23 protein-coding genes are annotated in these 21363 nt (G+C 72.2%); 13 read left to right on the forward strand and 10 right to left on the reverse strand.

Annotated features, from left to right (window positions below):
* Nucleotides 1-8 precede the first annotated feature (8 nt).
* The gene (locus tag AB5J73_RS25270; RefSeq protein WP_370961156.1) at nucleotides 9-842 is read right to left on the reverse strand and encodes an alpha/beta fold hydrolase; all 834 of its coding nucleotides are present in this window, start codon (nucleotides 840-842) and stop codon (nucleotides 9-11) included.
* Nucleotides 843-929: 87 nt separating this feature from the next.
* Here AB5J73_RS25270 and AB5J73_RS25275 point away from each other — a divergent pair, with 87 nt between their 5' ends.
* The 6 genes from AB5J73_RS25275 (at nucleotide 930) to AB5J73_RS25300 (ending at nucleotide 6224) form a co-directional block, all read left to right on the forward strand.
* Entirely contained in the window at nucleotides 930-1979 is a 1050-nt protein-coding gene (locus AB5J73_RS25275; RefSeq protein WP_370961157.1) for an acyl-CoA dehydrogenase family protein, read from the forward strand.
* 5 nt (nucleotides 1980-1984) lie between these two features.
* Complete coding sequence (locus tag AB5J73_RS25280; protein WP_370961158.1) at nucleotides 1985-3139, forward strand: acyl-CoA dehydrogenase family protein; 1155 nt, start codon at nucleotides 1985-1987, stop codon at nucleotides 3137-3139.
* Nucleotides 3136-4044: a bifunctional MaoC family dehydratase N-terminal/OB-fold nucleic acid binding domain-containing protein gene (locus AB5J73_RS25285; protein WP_370961159.1), complete on the forward strand. Its 909-nt coding sequence runs from the start codon at nucleotides 3136-3138 to the stop codon at nucleotides 4042-4044. Before AB5J73_RS25280 ends, AB5J73_RS25285 begins: the two co-directional genes overlap by 4 nt.
* Nucleotides 4041-4427, forward strand: a complete 387-nt coding sequence (locus AB5J73_RS25290) for a MaoC family dehydratase (RefSeq protein WP_370961160.1) — start codon at nucleotides 4041-4043, stop codon at nucleotides 4425-4427. Before AB5J73_RS25285 ends, AB5J73_RS25290 begins: the two co-directional genes overlap by 4 nt.
* Entirely contained in the window at nucleotides 4424-5593 is a 1170-nt protein-coding gene (locus AB5J73_RS25295) for a lipid-transfer protein (protein ID WP_370961161.1), read from the forward strand. The genes AB5J73_RS25290 and AB5J73_RS25295 overlap by 4 nt, the downstream gene beginning before the upstream one ends.
* 88 nt (nucleotides 5594-5681) lie before the next feature.
* Complete coding sequence (locus AB5J73_RS25300) at nucleotides 5682-6224, forward strand: DUF5134 domain-containing protein (RefSeq protein ID WP_370961162.1); 543 nt, start codon at nucleotides 5682-5684, stop codon at nucleotides 6222-6224.
* A gap of 79 nt (nucleotides 6225-6303) precedes the next feature.
* Here the strand turns inward: AB5J73_RS25300 and AB5J73_RS25305 are convergent, their stop codons facing one another.
* The 6 genes from AB5J73_RS25305 to kstD are packed head-to-tail and all read right to left on the reverse strand — an operon-like array spanning nucleotide 6304 to nucleotide 11746.
* Entirely contained in the window at nucleotides 6304-6756 is a 453-nt protein-coding gene (locus AB5J73_RS25305) for a riboflavin kinase (RefSeq protein ID WP_370961163.1), read from the reverse strand.
* A 57-nt stretch (nucleotides 6757-6813) separates the two neighbouring features.
* Nucleotides 6814-7659 carry a MaoC/PaaZ C-terminal domain-containing protein gene (locus tag AB5J73_RS25310; RefSeq protein ID WP_370961164.1) on the reverse strand — a complete coding sequence of 282 codons (846 nt, stop codon included), beginning with the start codon at nucleotides 7657-7659 and terminating at the stop codon, nucleotides 6814-6816.
* Nucleotides 7660-7667: 8 nt separating this feature from the next.
* A complete protein-coding gene (locus AB5J73_RS25315) occupies nucleotides 7668-8702 on the reverse strand; it encodes a 2Fe-2S iron-sulfur cluster-binding protein (RefSeq protein WP_370961165.1) in 1035 nt (344 codons plus the stop codon).
* Nucleotides 8695-8952, reverse strand: coding sequence for a hypothetical protein (locus AB5J73_RS25320; protein ID WP_290060424.1), 258 nt, complete (start codon nucleotides 8950-8952; stop codon nucleotides 8695-8697). The genes AB5J73_RS25315 and AB5J73_RS25320 overlap by 8 nt, the downstream gene beginning before the upstream one ends.
* Nucleotides 8949-10085 (reverse strand): Rieske 2Fe-2S domain-containing protein, encoded by a 1137-nt coding sequence (locus AB5J73_RS25325; protein ID WP_370961166.1) that lies wholly within the window; start codon nucleotides 10083-10085, stop codon nucleotides 8949-8951. Before AB5J73_RS25325 ends, AB5J73_RS25320 begins: the two co-directional genes overlap by 4 nt.
* Nucleotides 10082-11746: a 3-oxosteroid 1-dehydrogenase gene (gene kstD, locus AB5J73_RS25330; RefSeq protein WP_370961167.1), complete on the reverse strand. Its 1665-nt coding sequence runs from the start codon at nucleotides 11744-11746 to the stop codon at nucleotides 10082-10084. The genes AB5J73_RS25325 and kstD overlap by 4 nt, the downstream gene beginning before the upstream one ends.
* Nucleotides 11747-11845: 99 nt before the next feature.
* Between kstD and AB5J73_RS25335 the strand changes: the two genes are divergently transcribed.
* From AB5J73_RS25335 to AB5J73_RS25365, 7 genes are all read left to right on the forward strand, one after another.
* Nucleotides 11846-13444 (forward strand): FAD-binding protein, encoded by a 1599-nt coding sequence (locus tag AB5J73_RS25335; RefSeq protein WP_370961168.1) that lies wholly within the window; start codon nucleotides 11846-11848, stop codon nucleotides 13442-13444.
* A 30-nt stretch (nucleotides 13445-13474) separates the two neighbouring features.
* The gene (gene hsaA / locus AB5J73_RS25340) at nucleotides 13475-14638 is read left to right on the forward strand and encodes a 3-hydroxy-9,10-secoandrosta-1,3,5(10)-triene-9,17-dione monooxygenase oxygenase subunit (RefSeq protein ID WP_370961169.1); all 1164 of its coding nucleotides are present in this window, start codon (nucleotides 13475-13477) and stop codon (nucleotides 14636-14638) included.
* Nucleotides 14638-15483 (forward strand): 4,5:9,10-diseco-3-hydroxy-5,9,17-trioxoandrosta-1(10),2-diene-4-oate hydrolase, encoded by an 846-nt coding sequence (hsaD, locus tag AB5J73_RS25345; protein ID WP_370961170.1) that lies wholly within the window; start codon nucleotides 14638-14640, stop codon nucleotides 15481-15483. Before hsaA ends, hsaD begins: the two co-directional genes overlap by 1 nt.
* Nucleotides 15483-16397: an iron-dependent extradiol dioxygenase HsaC gene (gene hsaC, locus AB5J73_RS25350; RefSeq protein ID WP_370961171.1), complete on the forward strand. Its 915-nt coding sequence runs from the start codon at nucleotides 15483-15485 to the stop codon at nucleotides 16395-16397. Before hsaD ends, hsaC begins: the two co-directional genes overlap by 1 nt.
* Nucleotides 16394-16933, forward strand: a complete 540-nt coding sequence (gene hsaB / locus AB5J73_RS25355) for a 3-hydroxy-9,10-secoandrosta-1,3,5(10)-triene-9,17-dione monooxygenase reductase subunit (RefSeq protein WP_370961172.1) — start codon at nucleotides 16394-16396, stop codon at nucleotides 16931-16933. The genes hsaC and hsaB overlap by 4 nt, the downstream gene beginning before the upstream one ends.
* 166 nt (nucleotides 16934-17099) lie before the next feature.
* The gene (locus tag AB5J73_RS25360; protein WP_370961173.1) at nucleotides 17100-18206 is read left to right on the forward strand and encodes a hypothetical protein; all 1107 of its coding nucleotides are present in this window, start codon (nucleotides 17100-17102) and stop codon (nucleotides 18204-18206) included.
* 120 nt (nucleotides 18207-18326) lie between these two features.
* Nucleotides 18327-18926 carry a hypothetical protein gene (locus tag AB5J73_RS25365; RefSeq protein WP_370961174.1) on the forward strand — a complete coding sequence of 200 codons (600 nt, stop codon included), beginning with the start codon at nucleotides 18327-18329 and terminating at the stop codon, nucleotides 18924-18926.
* Here AB5J73_RS25365 and AB5J73_RS25370 read toward each other — a convergent pair whose 3' ends face one another.
* Genes AB5J73_RS25370 through AB5J73_RS25380 form a run of 3 tightly spaced genes read right to left on the reverse strand, consistent with a single transcriptional unit; the run spans nucleotide 18927 to nucleotide 21266 of the window.
* Nucleotides 18927-19193, reverse strand: a complete 267-nt coding sequence (locus tag AB5J73_RS25370; protein ID WP_249026888.1) for a Smr/MutS family protein — start codon at nucleotides 19191-19193, stop codon at nucleotides 18927-18929.
* On the reverse strand, nucleotides 19178-20239 hold the full coding sequence (locus AB5J73_RS25375) for an MBL fold metallo-hydrolase (RefSeq protein WP_370961175.1): 1062 nt from the start codon (nucleotides 20237-20239) through the stop codon (nucleotides 19178-19180). Before AB5J73_RS25375 ends, AB5J73_RS25370 begins: the two co-directional genes overlap by 16 nt.
* A gap of 10 nt (nucleotides 20240-20249) precedes the next feature.
* Nucleotides 20250-21266, reverse strand: a complete 1017-nt coding sequence (locus AB5J73_RS25380; RefSeq protein ID WP_370961176.1) for a fatty acid desaturase — start codon at nucleotides 21264-21266, stop codon at nucleotides 20250-20252.
* Nucleotides 21267-21363: the final 97 nt, after the last annotated feature.

Below are 21363 nucleotides of genomic sequence, written 5' to 3' on the forward strand. Positions count from 1 at the left end.
TTCCTTCCTCAGAGGGAGTGGACGGCGGCGAGCAGGGCGGGCACCCAGCGGTCGGCGGCGAGGACGCAGGCCGCGTGCCCGGCCGCGACCTCGTAGGTCGCCGCGCCCGGGATGCGGCGGGCCAGGGAGCGCTGGTGCGCGGGGGCGATGAAGCGGTCCCGCGCGGTCACGACGACCGCAGCCGGCAGCCGCACCGTGTGGAGCCACGGCGTCGAGTCGAACCGGCCGATCTCGTCGACGGCGACGGCGATCTCCCACGGCTTGGTCGACCGGAACTCCCGAAGCCCCCACCGGTGGTCTTCGACGCGCCGCAGTGGGGCCGCGGGGACGACCGGCAGCTTCACGCGCTCGCGCAGCTGCCGCACCGTCCGGCCGAAGACGTCGAGCGCGACGCGCTGCCGCAGCCCGCGGCGGAAGCTGCTCGCGGTCGAACACAGCACCAAACCGGTAACACGTTCTGGCTCGGCGCGGGCGACCAGCTGGGCGACCATCCCGCCCATCGAGTACCCCGCGAGCGCGAACCGGCCGATGCTCAGCGCGTCCGCGACCGCGGGTACGTCCCCGGCGCAGTCGGCGAGCCGGAACTCCGGCGAGCGGATGCCCCGGCCGTGCCACCGCTGGTCGAACACGACGACGCGGTGGTGCCGCGCGAGCCCGGCCAGGGCGGGGTACCAGGTCAGCAAGCCGGTGCAGGCCACGGAATGCAGCAGCAGGAGCGCGGGGGCGTCCCGTGGGCCGACGTCGGTGACCACCGTGCGCCCGCGGCCGGGCAGGTCGAGGGGGACCGGGTCGGGGACGCCGGCCGTCGGCGGCACGGTGATCAGCCGCCGCGTCGCCGCCATCCGACTCCTCCTCCGGGGTTGCCGCGCCGGTCCTTTCCGGTTAAGACTAGAACATGTTTCAGTATTGCGCCGAGCCGGAGGTCGGGCGTGGACTTCACCCTTGACGATACGCAGAGCGAGATCGCCGCACTCGCCGCGAAAGTGCTCGGCGCCGAAGACGATCCGTGGCGCGCCCTCGCCGGCGCGGGTCTGCTGGCGCTCGCGCTGCCCGCGGACCTCGAGGGCGACGGCCTGGGCGTCGCGGAGGTCGCGCAGGTCCTGACCGAGGTCGGCCGGGCCGCCGCGCCGGTGCCCGCGTACGCCGCGCTGGCGCTGGGCGTCCTGCCGGTCGAGACGCTCGGCACGCCCGCCCAGCGCGCGGAACTCCTGCCGCCGGTCGCGGCCGGGGAAGCGCTGCTCACCGCGGCGCTGCACGAGCCGTCCGCCCCGCTCACCGCCGAGCCCGCCGCGACCGCGCGCGCGGCGAACGGGAAGTGGCTGATCAGCGGCGTGAAGACGGCGGTCCCGTACGCCGCCGAAGCCACCCGGATCCTCACGCCGGTGACGACCCCGCACGGCACCGCCGTCTACCTGGTCGACCCGCGCGCCGACGGCGTCACGCTCGTCCCCACGCGGAACTCGGCCGGGACACCGGAGTGCACCGTGCGGCTCGACGACGTCGCCGTCGAGGAGACCGACCTCCTCTTCGACCGGGGCGCGGTCGCGGCGCTGCACCGGTTCGCGCTGGCCGGCGCGCTCGCGCTCGGCGACGGCCTGCTGGCCGGAGCCCTCGCGCTCACCGTCAAGCACGTCGGCGAACGCGCCCAGTTCGGCCGCCCGCTGGCGACCTTCCAGGCGGTGGCGGGCCAGATCGCCGACGTCTACGTCGCCGCGCGGACCGTGCACCTCGCCGTGACGTCCGCGGTGTGGCGGCTGGCCGCCGGCCTCGACGCGGATGCCGAACTGGACGTCGCCGCCTACTGGGTCGCCGAGGAAGCCCCGAAGGCGCTCGCGACCTGCCACCACCTGCACGGCGGTGTCGGCGTCGACGAAACGTACCCGCTGCACCGGTATTCGTCGGCGGTCAAGGATCTCGGCCGGGCGCTCGGCGGTGCCGCGCACCGGCTCGGCAAGCTCGGCGAACGAGTGGCGGGGTGAGGGAGATGCACGTCGAACTGACCGCGGCGCAGAAGGATCTGCGCGCGGAGCTCCGGGAGTACTTCGCCGGGCTCATCAGCCCCGAAGAACGCCGGGAGATGCGGCGCGAGCGGCACGGGCCGGTGTTCCGCGAGATCGTCCGCCGGATGGGCCGCGACGGGCGGCTCGGCGTCGGCTGGCCGGCGGAGTACGGCGGGCAGGGCTTCGGCGAGATCGAGCAGCACCTGTTCGTCGACGAGGCCGCGCGCGCCGACGTCCAGCTGCCGTCGGTGACGCTGCAGACCGTCGGGCCGACGCTGCAGCAGTTCGGCACCGACGAGCAGAAGTCCTTCTTCCTGCCGAAGATCCTGGCCGGCGAGATCCACTTCGCGATCGGCTACACCGAGCCGGAGGCGGGCACCGACCTCGCGGCGCTGCGGACGACGGCGGTGCGCGACGGCGACGAGTACGTCGTCGACGGCCAGAAGATCTTCACCACCGGCGGCCACGACGCCGACTACATCTGGCTCGCGGTCCGGACAGCGCCCGACGCGCCGAGGCACAAGGGCATCTCGATCCTCATCGTGGACACGAGCGACCCGGGCTATTCGTGGACGCCGATCATCACCTGCGACGGCGCCCACCACGTGAACGCGACGTACTACTCGGACGTCCGCGTGCCGGTGAACCGCCTGGTGGGCAAGGAGAACGAGGGCTGGCGGCTGATCACCACGCAGCTCAACCACGAGCGCGTGATGCTCGGGCCGGCCGGGCGCATCGGCGGGATGTACGACCGCGTGCGCGCCTGGGCCGCCGCCCACGGCCTGCTCGACCTCGCCGACGTCCGGGCCGTGCTGGCCGAGGCCATGGCGGTGACGCGGGTGAACGAGCTGCTGAACTGGCAGGTCGCGGTGTCCTCGGCGACCGCGCCGGTCGGTGTCGGGGACGCGTCGGCGACCAAGGTGTTCAGCTCCGAGGTGATCCAGCGGATCGGCCGGAACCTCGACGAGCTCGTCGCCCGCCACGGTGATCCGGCCGACCCGGACACCGCCGAGCTGGCGGACTGGCTGGACGTCTCGGCGAAGCGCAACATCGTGCTGACCTTCGGCGGCGGCGTCAGCGAAATCCAACGGGAGCTGATCGCGTCGATCGGCCTTGGCCTGCCGAGGGTGCCGCGATGACCATCGAAGAAACGGCTCGGGAAATCGCCGCCCGAGGGGAAAGCACGCCGCGTCTCGCGCGCGACCCCGTGAACCAGGCCATGGTGAACAACTGGGTCGAAGCGATCGGGGACACCAACCCCGTCTACACCGACCCGGAGTTCGCCGCGCGGAGTGTGCACAAGGGACTCGTCGCGCCCCCCGCGATGGCGCAGGTGTGGACGATGGGCGGGCTCAACGTCCCGCGCGGGAGCGACGACCCGCTCGGCCTGATGATGGAGCTCCTGGACGAAGCCGGGTTCACCTCCGTCGTCGCGACGAACTCCGAGCAGACCTACCACCGCTACCTGCGCCCGGGCGAGCGGGTCGAGGCGCGGACGAAACTGGAAGACGTCGTCGGGCCGAAGAAGACCGCGCTCGGCGAAGGCTGGTTCGTCACCACGCGGATGACCTGGTACGTCGACGGCGAAGCCGTCGCGGAAATGATGTTCCGCGTCCTCAAGTTCCGCCCGCCCGCCCCGAAGCCGCCGGCGGCGCCGGTGCTGCGGCCGGTGATCAGCAAGGACACCGAGTTCTTCTGGGACGGGCTCCGCGAAGGGGAGCTGCGCATCCAGCGCTGGGGCGAAACGCTGCGGCACCCGCCGGGGCCGATGCCGCCGGACGGGTCGCTCGACGCCGAGCCGGACTACGTCGTCGCGAGCGGCCGCGGGACGGTGTTCTCCTACGTCGTGCACCACCACCCGCCGGTGCCGGGCAAGAACCTGCCGTTCGTCGTGGCACTGGTGGAGCTGGAAGAAGGGGTCCGGGTGATGGCGGAGCTGCTCGAAGCCGCGCCGGAAGAAGTCCACATCGGACTGCCGGTGGTGGCGGCGTTCGTCCGGGTCGACGACGACCTGACCCTGCCCGCGTGGAAGGTGGCCCGATGACCGTCGCCGAAGGAACGGAACTGCCGCCGCTGACGATCGAGGCGACGCCGACGTTCGTCGTCAGCACGGCGCTGGCCACCCGCGACTTCCAGGACGTGCACCACGACCGGGACGCGGCGGTGGCGCGCGGCTCGAAGGACATCTTCCTCAACATCCTCACCGACACCGGCCTGGTGCAGCGGTTCGTCTCGGACTGGGCCGGCCCGGAGGCGCTCATCCGCTCGGTCAAGATCCGGCTCGGCGTGCCGTGCTACGCCTACGACACCTTGACCTTCACCGGCCGGGTGGTGTCCGCCGACGGCAACGACGTCGTCGTGGCGGTGTCCGGAGTGGACTCACTCGGCGAGCACGTCGCCGGCACCGTGGAGGTGACCCTGCCGTGACGCTCTCGGGCAAGGCGGCCATCGCCGGGATCGGCGCGACGGAGTTCTCGAAGGACTCCGGGCGCAGCGAACTGCGGCTGGCGGCCGAATGCGTCTCCCTCGCGCTCGCCGACGCCGGGCTGGCACCGTCCGATGTGGACGGGCTGGTGTCGTTCACCATGGACGGCAACGCGGAAATCGCCGTGGCCAGGGAACTCGGCATCCCGGAGCTGAAGTTCTTCAGCCGCATCCATTACGGCGGCGGCGCGGCGGCGGCGACCGTGCAGCAGGCCGCGATGGCCGTGGCGACCGGGGTCGCGGACGTCGTCGTCGCCTACCGGGCGTTCAACGAGCGCTCGGGCATGCGGTTCGGCCAGGTGTCCTCGGCCGCGGCGGGGCAGGTGAACTCGTCTGGGGTGGACAACGCGTTCCACTACCCGATGGGCATCGCGACCCCGGCGGCGACCGTGGCGATGGTGGCGCGGCGGTACCTCCACGAGTACGGCGCGACGAGCGAGGATTTCGGCCGGGTGGCGGTGATCGACCGCAAGCACGCGGCGACCAACCCGAACGCCTGGTTCCACGAGCGGCCGATCACCCTCGAGCAGCACCAGGCGTCGCGCTGGGTGGCCGAGCCGCTGCACCTGCTCGACTGCTGCCAGGAGAGCGACGGCGGGGTCGCGCTGGTCGTCACCAGCGTGGAGCGGGCCCGTGACCTGGCGCAGGCGCCGGCGGTGATCGCCGCGGCGGCCCAGGGGAGCGGACCGGACCAGTACGTGATGACCAGCTACTACCGCGACGACCTGGCCGCGCTGCCGGAGATGGGCGTCGTCGGGCGGCAGCTGTGGGGCCAGGCCGGGCTCGGACCGTCCGATGTGGACGTCGCGGTGCTGTACGACCACTTCACGCCGTACGTCCTGATGCAGCTGGAGGAGCTGGGCTTCTGCGGTCGCGGCGAAGCGAAGGACTTCATCGCCGGCGGCGCGCTGGAACTCGACGGCGCGCTGCCGCTCAACCCGCACGGCGGGCAGCTCGGCGAGGCCTACATCCACGGCATGAACGGCATCGCGGAAGGCGTCCGGCAGCTGCGCGGCACGGCGGCCAACCAGGTCGCGGACGCGGCCCGCGTGCTGGTCACGGCCGGGACGGGCGTGCCGACCAGCGGACTCATCCTGACGGGTGACTGAGGCGTCACCTCATTGACGGCTGGTGCGCGGCCGTCGTGGGTGTCACGGTGGAGACACCACCCACGACGGAGAGTGAGGCCGACTGGCGATGGTCGTCGACTGGGCGCTCACCGCGGTGTTCGCGGCGCTGGCCCTGCCGTGCGTGCTGCGGCTGGTCCGCCTCGACTACGCGCGGCTCGGCCTCGGCGTCCGCCACGGCGACCTGGCCGAGCTGCTGCTGGTGGTGGCCATGGTGGCGATGGTCTCCCCGGTCGGCGGCCCGATCCCGGCGGCGGGCTGGCAGGCGGTTCTGGTGCTGACGGCGGGCTGGTTCACGGTGGCCTGGTGGCGCGGCCGGTCCGGCGCCCACCACGCCCTCTCGGCGGCGGCGATGTTCTACATGGTCACGGCGATGCCGCACCCGAGCACGCACGGCCCGTGGCTGACGATGTCCACAATGGACACCCGACTGGCCCTGCCGCTCCTCGCGGTGGCGGCGGCGGGGTACTTCGTGGCCGACGCGGCCCGCACGGGGGTCATCGTGCTCCGCGGCACGGAGCTGACGGCCGGCGCCGGCCAGGCCTCCCGCGCACTCTGCCGCGCGGCGATGGGCGCCGGCATGGGCTACCTGCTCCTGGCCTCGGCCCTCTGACGCCCGCTGAAGGGGACTTTCCGTGCATCAGATGCGAGGAAAGTCCCCTTCAGCGCGTCAGATGAGACGAACGTCCCCTTCAGCTCGTGAGGCGGCGGACTTCGCCCAGGGGGCTTTCGCCCGGTTCCGGCAGGGAAGCGGCCGGGTGCTCGAGGGTCCACTGGGCCGCCGTCGCGATGTCGTTCTTCAGCGCCGTGATCAGGTCCTCGGCCGAGGAGTACTTCTCCTGGTCGCGCAGGTGCGAGCCGAGCCACACCACCAGCGTCTCGTCGTAGAGGTCGCCGGTGAAGTCCAGCAGGTGGGCCTCCAGCAGGCGGTAGCCGTCCGCGCCGTAGTACGTCGGGCGGCGGCCGACCGAGATCGCGGCCGGGATGCGGGAGCCGTCGGCGCGGCCGGCCCAGCCTGCCCAGACGCCGTCGCCGAGGGAGCCGTCCTGGTCGCGCAGGGCGATGTTGGCCGTGGGAAAGCCCAGCTCGCGGCCGCGCTTGTCGCCCGATTCGACCGTTCCCCGCACCACGAAGTATTCCGGCATCGCGTTCCGTCCTCCCGAGTCGCTCCCCTCCACGGTAGCGGGCGCGCGGGCGGGGGTTCAGAGCGTGGACAGCACCGTGTCCGCCAGTACCGGGGCGTCGTCCCGGTCGGCCGCCGACGTCGTGACCAGCAGCCGGCCGTCCTCGCGCCACACCCGGATCCGCAGCGTCTCGCCGGGGAACACGACCCCGGCGAACTTCGTCGCGAACGCCGCCACGCGGGCCGGGTCGCCGTCGAGGAACTCGTTCACCAGCACCCGCGCGACGATCCCGTACGTGCACAGCCCGTGCAGGATCGGCCGCTCGAAGCCCGCGGCCCCGGCGAACTCGGGGTCGGCGTGCAGCGGGTTGCGGTCGCCGCACAGCCGGTACAGCAGCGCCTGCTGCGGCAGCGTCGGCGTCTCGAAAACGAAGTCCGGCTCACGCGAAGGCCACTCGATGCGATCCGACGGACCGCGCGAGCCGCCGAACCCGCCCTCGCCGCGGGCGAAGATGCTCGACCGGGCCGTCCACAGTGGATCGCCCGCCGACGACGTGACCGAGACCTCCTGGACGACCACCGCCGCCTTGCCCTTGTCGTACACGTCCGCGACCCGCGAGCGGGCCACCGCCTTCCCCGAAGCCGGGATCGGCCCGTGCAGGGTGATCTCCTGCTTGCCGTGCAGCACCTTCGCCAGGTCGATCTCCACGCCGGGGAACGACACCGCCGGCGGGTCGAACACGCGCAGGTTGGCCGCGACGGTCGCGAACGTGGGCAGCACCACCAGGTCCCGCTCGTAGGTGTAGCGCAGCTCGTCCGGGCCCGCCCCCAGCGCCAGGTGGTAGAGCAGCACGTCCGACGACGTCCAGGCGAAGCTCACCTCGCCGATCTCGGCGCCGATCGCGACGTCGGGGTTGATGGGCACGCGGGCTCCTACTCGTAGCTGATCGAGACGTCGTCGGTGACCGGGAGCGACTGGCAGGCCAGCACGATGCCGTCCGCCATGTCCTCGGCGTCGAGGACCTCGTTGTGCAGCATCTTCACCTCGCCCGAGACGACCCGGCACGCGCACGCGCTGCATTGTCCCTCGCGGCAGGAGTACGGCGCGTCCATGCCCTGCTCCAGCAGGTGGTCCAGCAGTTTCCGCTGCCGCGGCCAGGCCGTCGACCGCGTGTCGCCGTCCAGTGAGACGGTGAGCGACGCCGGTGCCTCGTCCGAAGCCGGCGCAGGCTCTTCGTCCGGAGCGGCTTCGAACGGGTTCCCCGTCAGCGACGTGAACTTCTCGACGTGCACCCGGTCCCGCGGCACCCCGAGCTGCCCGAGCGCCTCCCGCACGGCCGCCATGAACGGCGCCGGCCCGCACAGGAAAGCCTCGTGGGACGTGTACGCGGACGCCAGCCCGCGCAGCTGGGAGACGTCCGGCAGGCCCTGGACGCTCTCCAGCCAGTGCACGACGACGAGGCGGTCGCCGTACCGCTTCGCCAGCGACGCCAGCTCGCCCGCGAAGATGACCGAACGCTCGTCGCGGTTCGCGTAGACCAGCACGACCCGCCCGGAACCGGTCTCCAGCGCCGTTTTCAGGATCGCCATCACCGGCGTGATCCCGCTGCCGCCGGCGAACAGCAGGAAGTCCTCGTCCACCGACGCCGGGCAGAACACCCCCGCCGGCGCGAGCACGTCGACCCGCATGCCCGGCTCCAGCGACGAGCACACCCAGCTCGACCCGTACCCGCCGTCGGTGCGCTTGACCGTCACCTGCACGCGGTTCTCGTGCGGCGCGCTCGAGAGCGAGTAGCACCGCGCCACCGAACCGGTGCGGTCGCTGGGGATCTTCAGCGTCAGGAACTGCCCGGCCCGGTAGGAAAAAGCCGAAGCGTGCTCGGGCGGGATCTCGAAGACCACCGACCGCGCGTCCGGCGTCTCGACGACGACGTCGGCGACGGTCAGCGTGTAGACCCGCTCAGCCATCGGCCACCGCCAGCGTGCCGTCGCGCACGGCGTCGCCGATGCTGTCGGCCAGCTTCGGGCACGTGTCGAGCAGCGCCGAGGGCCCGTCCGCGTCGGCGAACACCGGGCACGTCTCGGCGGGCCGGGACGTCCACTGGATGCTCGTGTGCTGGATGCTGTTCTTCTTCACCAGCACGCACGTCCCGCAGCTGCGGCACTCGTGCGGCCGCAGCCCGCCGGAGAGGAACTCGGTCTGCTCGGCGGTCGTCACACTTCCGCCTCGGTCTGCTGCCGGGCCAGGTTCTCCGCCACCTCGGCCGCCCACGCCTCGTTGGCCTTCGAAGTGTCCACTTCGAACTCGAAGCGCCGGGTCATGTCCTCGGTGACGTCGGCCGCGTCGACGTAGAACTGCTGGTACCAGCGGCGAAGCTGGTAGACCGGACCGTCCTCTTCGCACAGCAGCGGGTTGTCGATCTGCGTCTTGTGCTTCCAGATCTCGACGTCCTGAAGGAAGCCGGCGCCGATGCCCTTGGCCAGCTTCGCCGCGATCTTGTCGGCGTGCTCGTCGGTGAGCCCGTGCTGCTTCTTGACCTTCATGCCGTACTGCAGCACGAACGACGTCGGCGTGACCGGGTAGTGGCAGTTGATGAGCACGCTCTCGATTTCGTAGCCCTGGAACGAGTTCACCAGCTTGTTGATCATGTAGGACGGCCCGAAGTACGACGCCTCCGAGCGCAGCAGGTTGTCCTCGCCGCCGTAGTTCGAGGCCATCCCCATGTCCGGGCGGCCCTTGGTGTTGAGGTACTGCGTGGCGATGTGGCCTTCGAAGACGTTCTTGAAGTACGTCGGGTAGGCGTAGTGGATGTAGAAGAAGTGGGCCATGTCGACGACGTTGTCGATGATCTCCCGGCAGTTGGAGCCGTCGATGAAGATCTCGTCCCAGGTCCAGTTGCTCCACTCGTCGCTGTGGGCGGCCTCGATCCGCGGGATGGCCAGCTCCGCCGGCGGCGGGTTGCCCTCCGGGTCGTGCCACACCATGAGCTGGCCGTTCTGCTCCGACGCCGTCCACGATCGCGTCCGCGCGCGCAGCGGAACCCGCTTGGCGTAGGGGATCGAGACGCACTTGCCCTTGCCGTTCCAGCGCCAGTCGTGGAACGGGCACGCGACCTCGTCACCCTTGACCGAGCCCTGGGTGAGGTCCCCGCCCATGTGCCGGCAGTAGCCGTCGAGGACGTTCAGCTCGCCCTTCGAGTCGGCGAAGACCACGAGCTTCGTGCCGAACGCCGTGACCGCGTGGGGTTTCCCGTCGCGGAACCGCTCGGCCAGGCCGAGGCAGTGCCAGCCGCGGGCGAACCGGGTCGGCGGCTCGCCGGCGTAGATCGTGCGTACGGACTCCTGCGTCATCGTTCGCCTCCCGTGGTGCCCTGATCTTCGTTCGCCAGCCGCGTCGCCGCAAGGTAGCCGAACACCATGGCCGGGCCGATGGTCGCGCCCGGTCCGGCGTAGGTCCGGCCCATCACGGCCGCGCTGACGTTGCCCGCGGCGGACAGCCCGGGCACCACCGAGCCGTCCTCGCGCAGCACGCGCGCGTGTTCGTCGGTGCGCAGCCCGCCCTTGGTGCCCAGGTCGCCCGGCACGATCTTGACCGCGTAGTACGGCGCTTTGTCGAGCGGTCCGAGGCTGGGGTTGGGTTTGTTGCGCGGGTCGCCGTAGTAGTGGTCGTACTTGCTGACCCCGCGGTGGAAGTCCTCGTCGACGCCGTTGCGCGCGAAGCCGTTGAACCGCGTCACCGTGGCTTCGAGCGCTTCGGCCGGTACCTCGATCTTCGCCGCCAGCCCGGCCAGCGTCGACGACTTCGCCGCGATCCCGGCCTTGAACCAGCGGCCGGGCAGCGGCTGGCGCGGCCCGATGCCGGTGAACATGTACCGGTCCTTGTAGCGCTGGTCGAACACCAGCCAGGTCGGGATGTGCTCGCCGGGCCCGTCGCCTTCGCCGTACATCGCGTGCACGGCCTCGACGTAGGGCGCGGACTCGTTGACGAACCGCTCGCCGCGCGCGTCGACCATGATGCTGCGCGGCCGCGACCGTTCGGCCAGCGCGAACCACGGGCCGCCGGTGAGCGGCAGCGACGGCCCCCACCAGGCGTCGTCCATCAGGTCGAGCGCCGCGCCGAGCTGGCTGCCGGCGCTGATGCCGTCGCCGGTGTTGGCGGCGGCGCCGACGGTCCAGTCGACGCCGATCGGCGCGCGCTGGTACTTCTCGCGCATCTCGAGGTTCTGCTCGAACCCGCCGCTGGCGAGGATCACTCCCCGCCGGGCCCCGACGACGCCGCCGGGCGTGACGACGCCGGTGACGCGGCCGCCCTCGGCCCGGAGATCGACCAGCGGCGTGTTCAGCCGGACCTCGACGCCCGCCCTGGCCAGGCCCACCCGCAGGCCGGCCGCAAGCGCTTGCCCCATGCTCAGCAGCCGCTGCCCGCGCAGCTTCCCGACGAGCCACTGCCGGCCGAGCGACAACAGCCGGAGGCTGCCGCGGGGGTGCCGCGCGAGGAGGCTCAGCCAGCGGTAGTCGGCCTGCGTGATCGGCACGCCGAGCGGGGGAGCGCTGTAGGGCGGCTCGAGGTGGGCCAGCTCCGCGCCGAGCAGCTTGCCGTCGAAGGCGGCCGGCTCGACCGAGCGCCCGCCGGGCCGCCCGCCCGGGGCTTCCGGGTGGTAGTCGCTGTAGTCGCGGACCCACCGGAACTCCAGCGGGGTGTGGTCGCACACGAACTTCAGCACCTCGGGCCCGTGCGCCAGGAACGTGTCGCGCCGGACGGCCGGGACGACGTCGCCGACGATCGATGCCAGGTACTCACGGGCCCGTTCGGGGGGTTCGTCGATCCCCGCGGCCCGCAGCGCGTGGTTGCCCGGCAGCCAGACCCCGCCGCCGGAGCGGGCGGTCGAGCCGCCGAAACAGGCCGCCTTCTCCAGGACCACGACGCTGAGGCCGTGGTGGGCCGCGGCCAGCGCGGCGGTCATCCCGGCGGCGCCGCTGCCGACCACGACGACGTCGAACTGCTCCGTCATGCCACCTCACTTGCAACGTGTTCCACGAAATGAGTACCCAGTTGGGAGCCGCTTCGGTCACCATAGACGAGAACGTGTTTCAGTTCTAGGGTACCGACCATGGACGAACTCGTCGCGGACGTGGTCATCGTGGGGTTCGGGGCGGCCGGCGCCTGTGCCGCCCTCGAAGCGGCCGACGCGGGCGCCGACGTCGTCATCGTCGAGCGGTTCGACGGCGGTGGCGCCAGCGCGGTCAGCGGGGGCGTGGTCTACGCGGGCGGCGGCACCGCCCAGCAGCTCGACGCGGGCGTCGACGACTCGGTCGACGCGATGTACGCCTACCTGCGGCTCGAGACCGGGGACGTCGTCGCCGAAGAGACGCTGCGGCGGTTCTGCGAGGGCAGCCGCGAGATGATCACCTGGCTGGAGGGCAACGGCGTGCCGTTCGAAGGCAGCCTGTGCCCGTACAAGACGTCGTACCCGAGCGACGCCCACTACCTGTACTACTCCGGCAGCGAGGCCGCCGGCGGCTTCCGCGACGCGGCGAAACCGGCCCCGCGCGGGCACCGCGTCAAGGGGCCGGGGACCTCGGGGAAGCTGCTGATGACCCGGCTGAAGGAGGCCGTGCGCCGGCGGGGGATCCGGGTGCTGACCCAGACCCGCGCCCGCGGCCTGATCCGCGAAGACGGCCGGGTCACCGGGCTCGTCGCCGACACGCTGCGGGACGCGCCCGCCGGGGTGCGGGCCCGGCACCGGCGGCTCGCGCGGTACGCCGCGAAACCCGGCATCTACGTGCCCTCGCTGCGCAAGTCGCTGCACCGGCGGGTCGAGCGGATCGAGCGCGCGCACGGCCATGAGCTGCGGATTTCCGCCCGGCGCGGGGTCGTGCTCGCGGCCGGCGGGTTCATCGCGAACCGCGAGCTGGTGCGCGAGCACGCGCCGGGCTACCGCGGCGGGCTGCCGCTCGGCACGTCCGCCGACGACGGCTCGGGCCTGCGCCTCGGCGTCGAGGCCGGGGCCGCGACCGGCGAGCTCGGCCGGATCTCCGCGTGGCGGTTCATCACCCCGCCCAGCGCGTTCCTCGGCGGCATCATCGTCGACGCCGCGGGCCGCCGGGTCATCGACGAGTCCCGGTACGGCGCCGCGGTCGGCGAGAAGCTCATCGAGGAGCACGGGAGCAAGGGCTGGCTGCTCGTCGACGCGCCGATCGTGGCCGAGGCCCGGCGGGACACGAAGGCGCAAAGCCAGTGGTTCCAGGGGTTGCAGCTGCGGTACCTGCTGCGCCGCGGCCGCGTGACGGGCGCGACGGTCGAAGAGGCCGCGCGCAAGGCCGGCGTCGATCCGCAGGGGCTGCGCGCGAGCGTCGAGGCCTACCGCGGCGACCGCGATCCGGTGGGCAAGCCCGCCGAGTTCGCGCGGCGGCTGGACAACCCGCCGTACTCGCTCATCGACATCTCGGTGCGGCCGAACCTCGGCTATCCGACGCCGATGCTGACCCTCGGCGGCCTGGTCGTGGCCGAGAGCACGGGTGCGGTGCGGAGCGCGGCGGGGGAGCCGATCCCCGGCCTGTACGCCGCCGGCCGGACCGCCGTGGGAATCTGTTCCAGGTCCTACGTGAGCGGCCTGTCGCTGGCCGACTGCGTGTTTTCCGGCCGCAGGGCGGGGATCAACAGTGCCCTGGCGCAGGGTGTTCTCGACAAAAACGAGAACGTGTTCTAGTCTTGGCGCAGCGAGAAGAGAGGACTGCGCATGAGTGAGCAGGTGATCGCCGGGGTCCGGGACCTCCTGCCGGTCCTGCGGGAACGGGCCCAGGACACCGAGGACGCGCGGAACGTCCCCGAGGAGTCCGTCAAGGCCCTGCAGGAGACCGGGTTCTTCAAGATGCTGCAGCCGAAGTCCTTCGGGGGCCTCGAAACCGACCCGGTGAGCTTCTACACCGCGGTCAAGCTGATCGCGAGCGCGTGTGGATCCACCGGCTGGGTCGCCTCCATCCTCGGCGTCCACCCGTGGCACGTGGCGCTGTTCGACCGGCAGGCCCAGCAAGAGGTCTGGGGCGAGGACGAGGACGTGCGGATCTCCTCGTCGTACGCGCCGATGGGCAAGGCGGAGGTCGTCGACGGCGGCTACCGGCTGTCCGGCCGCTGGAGCTTCTCCTCCGGCTCCGGCCACTGCACGTGGGTGCTGCTCGGGGGACCCGCGTTCAAGGACGGCAAGCCGGTCGACTTCTGCACCTACCTGCTGCCCATCGCGGACTACACCATCGTGGACGTCTGGGACACCGTCGGCCTGCGCGGCACCGGCTCGAACGACATCGTCGTCGAGGACGTCTTCATCCCGCAGCACCGCGCGCTGAGCTTCATCGCGACGTCGAAGTGCAAGGTGCCGGGCCAGGCGATCAACCCCGGGCCGCTGTACCGGCTGCCCTACGGATCGGTGCACCCGTCCACGATCACCGCGCCGATCATCGGCATGGCCCAGGGTGCCTACGACGCCCACGTCGAGCACCAGCGCAAGCGCGTGCGGGCCGCGTACGCCGGTGAACAGTCCAAAGAGGACCCGTTCGCCAAGGTGCGGATCGCGGAGGCGGCCAGCGAGATCGACGCCGCCTGGCTGCAGCTGACCCGCAACATCGAGGAGCTGTACGAGCTCGCCAAGCGCGAGGAGCGGCTGCCCAGCGACCTCCGGCTGCGCGTCCGGCGCGACCAGGTCCGCGGCACCGAACGCGCGATCTCGGCGATCGACCGGCTCTTCGAGAACTCCGGTGGCCGCGCCATCCAGCGCGGCACGCCGATCCAGCGCTTCTGGCGCGACGCGCACGCGGGCCGGGTGCACGCGGCGAACGACGCCGAGCGCGCCTACGTCATGTTCGGCACCGGCGCCTTCGGGCTCCCCGTCGAGAACGCGATGTACTGATGGCCGCGCCCGAAGGGAAGTACGTCCAGGCCGGCTCGTTGCGGCTGCACTACCACGAAGCCGGCGCGGAACACGCCGAGACGGTGATCCTGCTGCACGGTGGCGGGCCCGGCGCGTCGGCGTGGAGCAACTTCGGGCGCAACCTGCCGGAGTTCGCCAAGCACTACCGGACGATCGCCGTCGACCAGCCCGGCTTCGGCCGGTCGGACAAGCCGACCGAGCACCCGCAGTACTTCCGGCACAGCGCGGACGCCGTCGCCGGGCTGATGGACTCCCTCGGCATCGAACGCGCCCACTTCGTCGGCAACTCGCTCGGCGGCGGGGCCGCGGTGCGGTTCGCGCTGAACCACGGCAAGCGCGCCGGGCGGCTGGTGCTGATGGGGCCGGGCGGGCTGAGCGTCAACCTGTTCGCGCCCGACCCCACCGAGGGCGTCAAGAACCTCGGCAAGTTCGGGGCGCACCCGAGCCGGGAGCGGATGGAAGCGTTCCTGCGCATCATGGTCCACGACCAGGCGCTGATCACCGACGAGCTGATCGACGACCGCTTCGCCGCGGCGAACACCCCGGAGTCCCTGGCCGCGATGCGGGCGATGGGGAAGTCGTTCGCCCACCCCCGAACCTACGAAGAAGGCATGCTCTGGCGCGAAGCCCACCGGCTCCGCCAGCGCGTGCTCCTGATCTGGGGCCGCGAGGACCGCGTCAATCCCCTGGACGGCGCTTTGGTGGCCTTGAAGACGATTCCGCGCGCGCAGCTGCACGTGTTCGGCGGCTGCGGGCACTGGGCCCAGCTGGAGAAGTTCGACGAGTTCAACCGGCTGGCCCTCGACTTCCTCGGGAGTTCCTGATGGGCATCCGGTCACTGGGCTACCTGCGCGTCGAAGCCACCGACATGGCCGCGTGGCGCGAGTACGGGCTCAAGGTGCTCGGCATGGTCGAAGGCAGCGGCACCGACCCGGACGCGCTCTACCTGCGGATGGACGACTTCCCGGCGCGCCTGGTCATCTCACCCGGGTCCGCGGACCGGCTGGCCGTCACCGGCTGGGAGGTCGCGAACGCGGGCGAGCTGACCGAGCTGCGGTCGCGGTTGGACAGTGCGTCGGTGCCGTACAAGGAAGGCACGCCCGACGAGCTGGCCGACCGCCGCGTCGACGAGCTGATCAGCTTCGACGACCCGTCCGGCAACACCCAGGAGGTGTTCCACGGCGTCGCGCTGCAGCACCGGCGCGTGGTCAGCCCGTACGGCCACAAGTTCGTCACCGGCGAGCAGGGCCTGGGGCACGTGGTTTTGTCCACAAAGGACGACGAAGCGTCGCTGCGGTTCTACCGCGACGTCCTCGGCTTCCGGCTGCGCGACTCGATGCGCCTGCCGCCGCAGCTGGTCGGCCGGCCCGCCGACGGGCCACCCGCGTGGCTGCGGTTCTTCGGCTGCAACCCGCGCCACCACAGCCTGGCGTTCCTGCCGATGCCGACGCCGTCCGGGATCGTGCACCTGATGGTGGAGGTCGAGAACACCGACGACGTCGGGCTGTGCCTCGACCGCGCGATCCGGCGCAAGGTGCCGATGTCGGCCACGCTCGGCCGGCACGTCAACGACCTGATGCTGTCGTTCTACATGAAGACCCCCGGCGGCTTCGACGTCGAGTTCGGCTGTGAAGGCCGCCAGGTCGACGACGACAACTGGATCGCCCGCGAAAGCACCGCGGTTTCCCTGTGGGGCCACGACTTCTCGGTCGGTGCACTCGGTCAAGGCCGCGCATGACCGCGGTGGCGGTCGACCAGGCCGGTTTCCGCACCGTGCTCGGGCACTTCTGCACGGGCGTCACCGTGGTCACCGGCCGGGACGGCGACACCCTCGCCGGCTTCGCCTGCCAGTCGTTCGCGGCGCTGTCGCTGGACCCGCCGCTGGTGCTGTTCTGCCCGGCCCGCACGTCGCGGACCTGGCCGGTGCTGGCCGCGGCGGGCCGCTTCGCGGTCAACGTGCTGGCCGAGGACCAGCAGGAGGTCAGCGCGGTGTTCGGCGCCCGCGGCGAGGACAAGTTCGCCCGCGTCGGCTGGACCCCGGCGCCGTCCGGGGCCCCGCTGCTCGACGGCGCGTTGACGTGGATCGACTGCGCGCTGGAAGCCGTCCACGAGGCGGGGGACCACTACGTCGTGATCGGCCGGGTCACGGCGCTGGGCGCGCCGTCGGACGCGCGGCCGCTGCTGTTCCACCGCGGCCGCTACGCGGTGACCGAACCCGCACCGGACGCACTGGCGGCGCTGATGCCGTGGCCGCGTCCGGACGACTGGCTCTGAGCACCCGCCGCCCGCGCTGAAGGGGACGTTCCTCTCGGGTGACGGGAGGAAAGTCCCCTTCAGCGCGTCGGACGCGAGCAAGGTCCCCTTACGGGTGGGTGGGGGCGAGTAACGGGCGCCGGGGCGCGCGCGACTTCCCCGGGAGCCGTCGCCCGAGGAGGACCCCGTGCAGCTGTGCGGATTCCCGGCCGCCGAGGTCGAATTCGACCAGGCGGGTGCCGTCGTCGGCGACCGGGGCGCGGCCGTGCGGGCGCTCGCGGCCGATCCGGCGGTCACCGACCTCGTCGTCCTCTGCCACGGCTGGAACGACGGCCCCCTGGTCGCGCGCCTGCTCTACTCCGCCCTCGCCGGGTCGATGCGCTCGGTCGCCGGCGGCGGGCCCGGCCGCCGGATCGCGTTCGCCTGCGTGCTGTGGCCGTCGCGGAAGCTCGCCGGGCCGGACACCGGCGTGCCCGAGCGCCTCGACCTGCTGCGGGACCTCGTGCCCGGCCAGCGGCTCACCATCGACGCCGCGGCCGACCTGGTGCCGGCGCTGCCGGCCCGCGCGACCGCGCGCACGGCGTTCGCCGCCGCGCTGCTTTCGGTGGCCGCCCGCGGCGCGGACGACCACGAAGACGCCTCGACGGAGCTGTTCACGCTGCCCGGCGGCACGGTCATGGACCGGCTCGGGAAGACCGGGTTCACCGACGCGGCGACCCAGCTGCTGGACTTCCTCGCCGGCTACGAGCTGAAGGCCCGCGCCGGGGAGATCGGCGTCCGCGGCCTCGCGCCGCTGCTGGCGGCGGCCGGCGGGCCGAAGGTCCACCTCGTCGGCCACAGCTTCGGCGCCCGGCTGGTGGCCGCGGCCGCGAACGCGCTCCCGGCCGGGGCACCGGCGACACTGACCCTGCTGCAGGCGGCGTTCTCGCACTTCGCCTTTTCCGCCGACTGGGCCGGCGGCCGGGCGGGGGCGTTCCGCCGCGTCGTGGCCGAGCGGCTCGTGCGCGGGCCGATCCTGGTCACGCACTCCGCCGCCGATCTCACCGTCGGCATCCCCTACGCGATCGCGTCCCGGATCGGGGACGCGTCGAGCGCGTACGGCGGCATGGGCCACGACGGCGCCCAGCGGACCGCCGAAGCCGTCGCCGCGGGGCTGCTCCCGGTGACCGGGACCTACCGCTGGCGGCCGGGGGTGCCGCACAACCTCCGCGCGGACCGGTTCGTGCGCGGCCACACCGACGTCACCGGACCCCAGATCGCTCACGCGCTGTGGTCGGCGATCGCGGCGAGTTAGCGCGACCGGGTGGTTGTGCACCGGTTCACAGGTGGGCCGCATCCCATTTACGAGAGAAAGTCGAGCCCCTGCGCGCACACTGTTATCGAGATGACGTCTTCTGGGAGGAGTGAGTCGCGCATGCGCAGGCCCAGCGGACGGATCGCCCGGTTCCGGCGCCGGTTGCACCCCGGGCGCAACCCGCTGGCGCGGGCGGGCGACCGGTTCGAGTCCCTCCTGCTGCTCCTGGTGATCGCCGGCGCGCTCCTGGCCGTGCCGTTCGCGGCGGCGTTCGGCTCCGACACCTACGCCGCGCAGACCGCCCGCGCCGAGCAGGAGCGCACCACCCGCCACCCGGCGACCGCGGTGTCGCTCGCCGCGGCGCCCAGCCAGCCCTACAGCACCGACGGCGCCGGCGCCCCGGCCGACCAGACGACCGTCCAGGCCGCCTGGTTCGACGCCCGCGGCGCCCGCCACACCGGGGACGTCCTCGCCGACGCGGGCAGCCCGGCGGGCACCCGCGTCTCCGTCTGGCTCGACCAGCGCGGCGAGCTGGCCGCCGAGCCGCTCTCCGCGTCGACGTCGGCGGCCGACGGGGTCTTCGCGGCGATCCTGCTGTGGGTCGCGATCACGGGCTCCTTGGCCGGCCTCTACGGCGCCGGGCGGTTCGTCCTGGGCCGCCTCCACTCGGCGGCGTGGGACCGCGCGTGGGCCGAAGCCCGGCACGACAGCCGGTTCTGATCACTTCCAGCGGAAGTGCACGAACACCCGGCCGAAGTTGTCCTTGTCCTTCTCGACCCGGTGGTAGCGCGCCTTGACGTCCTTGCGCTCGAGGAACCGCAGGACGTGCTTCTTCAGCTGGCCCGACCCCTTGCCGGGGATGATCTCGACGAGCGGCGCCTTCTTGGCGACGGCTTCGTCGATGATCGCTTCGAGCGCCCGGTCGATCTCGCCGCCGCGGTTGTAGATGTCGTGCAGGTCCAGCTTGAGCTTCACAGCGCCTGCCACCAGCCGTCCACCGGCGGCGGCGCGGCCGCGTCGATGCGCTCGCCCGGGCGGGGGACCGCCAGCGCCAGGTCGGCCGCCTTCGCTTCGCGCCACACGCGGTCCGCCGGCTCACCCCACGGGTGCATCGCGAGCTGGAACGTCGCCCAGTGCACCGGGACCAGCAGTTTCGCCCGCACGTCGAGGCCCGCCGCGACGCCTTCCTCCGGCGTCATGTGGATGTCCGGCCAGAGCGGGGCGTACGCGCCGATCTGGATCAGGGCGACGTCGAACGGGCCGTGCTCCTCGCCGATCTTCGCGAACCCGTCGAAATAGCCCGTGTCGCCGCTGTAGAACACGCGGTGCTCGGGCCCGAGCAGCGCCCACGACGTCCAAAGCGTGCTGTCGTTCGAGATGCCGCGGCCCGAGAAGTGCTGGGCCGGCGTCGCGACGAACCGGATGCCCGCCACCGTGGCTTCCTCGCGCCAGTCGAGCTCGATGATCCGCGATTCCGGGACGCGCCAGCGTTCGAGGTGGGCACCCACCCCGAGCGGCACCAGGAACGGCGCCGTCGTCGACGCGACCAGTTCGCGGACGGTCGCCAGGTCCAGGTGGTCGTAGTGGTCGTGCGAGATGACCACCGCGTCGATCCGGCCGAGGCCCGCCAGCGGCACCGGGGGCTCGTGCAGCCGCCGCGGGCCGGCGAACGCCGCGGGGGACACCCGCTCGCTCCACACCGGGTCGAGCAGCACGCGGGCGCCGTCGAGCTCGACCAGGGCGGACGCGTGGCCGTACCAGGTCAGGTGCAGGCCCTCGGCCGATTCGACCGGCGCGCCGGCGACCAGCGGTACCGCACCGCCCGGTTTGCGCAGTTCGCGGTGCTCGCCGAAGAACATCTCGCGGAAGATGGTCCGCATCGCCGCCGCCGTCATCGGGTGGCGCGGCGCCGCGTTGCGGAACACCTTCCCGTCGAACTGCGGCGACGAGCGCACCCGCTCGGCCCGCGCCCCGGCCGCCTTCGCGCCGAACGCCGCCGGCAGGTCCCGGAGGGTCGCGATCGTCTTCCTCATGCTGCCGAGTCTACGAACGGTTCCTGAGAGGCGCCCCAGCTTCATGCAGGTGGGTGAGCGCCTGCCGGTAGGACTCGGCCAGGCTCGTCTGCAGGTAGGGGACCCCGAGCTCGGCGCAGTAGGCCTGGACGATCGGCTGCGCCCGCCGCAGGTGCGGCGACGGCATGCTCGGGAACAGGTGGTGCTCGATCTGGTAGTTGAGCCCGCCGAGCGCGACGTCGGTGACGAGGCCGCCGCGGACGTTGCGCGACGTCAGCACCTGCTTGCGCAGGAAGTCGAGCTGGGCCGGCCCGGTCAGCGTCGGCATGCCCTTGTGGTTCGGCGCGAAGATCGATCCCATGTAGACACCCCACAGTCCTTGGTGGACGGCGAAGAAGAGCAGCGCCATGCCGGGCGAGAGCACGGTGAACAGCGCGCCGAAGTACAGGACGTGGTGCGCGGCGAGCAGCGCGGCTTCGGTCTTGCGGTGGCGCAGCCCCGGTTTCCGCACCGCGCGGATCCCCGACCAGTGCAGGTTCAGCCCTTCGAGGGTGAGCAGCGGGAAGAACAGGAACGCCTGGTACCGCCCGATGAACCGCGCCACCCCGCGGCTGGCGCGCGCCTGGTCCTTCGACCACACCAGGATGTCCGGGTCGACGTCGGGGTCGAGCTCCTCGTGGTTCGGGTTGGCGTGGTGGCGGGTGTGCTTGTCCATCCACCAGCCGTAGCTCATCCCGACCCCGAGGTTCCCGGCGAGCATCCCGGCGGCCTCGGTGGGGCGCCGGCGCCGGAACACCTGCTTGTGCGCGAGGTCGTGGGAGAGCAGCGCGATCTGCCCGAACAGGAAGGCCTGGAAGACGGCTACACCGAGCTGCCACCAGGAGTTCCCGAGCAGCGCGAAGGCCACCCACCCGGCGGCGAAGAGCCCGGCGACGACGGCGGTCCGGACGGCGTAGTAGCCGGGCCGGCGCGCCATGAGCCCGGCGGCGGAGATGCGGTGGCTCAGCCGGGCGAAGTCGCTGCCGACGTGATTCTCTGTGGTGGTCACGCACCCGAGTCTTCGCGACGGCGGCGCCTGACGGAATGCGGTGGGCTCCCGGCACTTTCGGGGGGCCAGCCCTACCGGCCACGCTGGTATACGAGCA

It is taken from the genome of Amycolatopsis sp. cg9 (genome assembly GCF_041346945.1).
GTDB lineage: Bacteria > Actinomycetota > Actinomycetes > Mycobacteriales > Pseudonocardiaceae > Amycolatopsis.

Bases quoted from the DNA above. Each gene is read 5' to 3' on its own strand.
- AB5J73_RS25270 (WP_370961156.1), bottom strand. From the start codon at position 842: ATGGCGGCGACGCGGCGGCTGATCACCGTGCCGCCGACGGCCGGCGTC.
- AB5J73_RS25280 (WP_370961158.1), top strand. From the start codon at position 1,985: ATGCACGTCGAACTGACCGCGGCGCAGAAGGATCTGCGCGCGGAGCTC.
- AB5J73_RS25285 (WP_370961159.1), top strand. From the start codon at position 3,136: ATGACCATCGAAGAAACGGCTCGGGAAATCGCCGCCCGAGGGGAAAGC.
- AB5J73_RS25290 (WP_370961160.1), top strand. From the start codon at position 4,041: ATGACCGTCGCCGAAGGAACGGAACTGCCGCCGCTGACGATCGAGGCG.
- AB5J73_RS25300 (WP_370961162.1), top strand. From the start codon at position 5,682: ATGGTCGTCGACTGGGCGCTCACCGCGGTGTTCGCGGCGCTGGCCCTG.
- AB5J73_RS25305 (WP_370961163.1), bottom strand. From the start codon at position 6,756: ATGCCGGAATACTTCGTGGTGCGGGGAACGGTCGAATCGGGCGACAAG.
- AB5J73_RS25315 (WP_370961165.1), bottom strand. From the start codon at position 8,702: ATGGCTGAGCGGGTCTACACGCTGACCGTCGCCGACGTCGTCGTCGAG.
- AB5J73_RS25325 (WP_370961166.1), bottom strand. From the start codon at position 10,085: ATGACGCAGGAGTCCGTACGCACGATCTACGCCGGCGAGCCGCCGACC.
- kstD (WP_370961167.1), bottom strand. From the start codon at position 11,746: ATGACGGAGCAGTTCGACGTCGTCGTGGTCGGCAGCGGCGCCGCCGGG.
- AB5J73_RS25335 (WP_370961168.1), top strand. From the start codon at position 11,846: ATGGACGAACTCGTCGCGGACGTGGTCATCGTGGGGTTCGGGGCGGCC.
- hsaA (WP_370961169.1), top strand. From the start codon at position 13,475: ATGAGTGAGCAGGTGATCGCCGGGGTCCGGGACCTCCTGCCGGTCCTG.
- hsaD (WP_370961170.1), top strand. From the start codon at position 14,638: ATGGCCGCGCCCGAAGGGAAGTACGTCCAGGCCGGCTCGTTGCGGCTG.
- hsaC (WP_370961171.1), top strand. From the start codon at position 15,483: ATGGGCATCCGGTCACTGGGCTACCTGCGCGTCGAAGCCACCGACATG.
- hsaB (WP_370961172.1), top strand. From the start codon at position 16,394: ATGACCGCGGTGGCGGTCGACCAGGCCGGTTTCCGCACCGTGCTCGGG.
- AB5J73_RS25365 (WP_370961174.1), top strand. From the start codon at position 18,327: ATGCGCAGGCCCAGCGGACGGATCGCCCGGTTCCGGCGCCGGTTGCAC.
- AB5J73_RS25375 (WP_370961175.1), bottom strand. From the start codon at position 20,239: ATGAGGAAGACGATCGCGACCCTCCGGGACCTGCCGGCGGCGTTCGGC.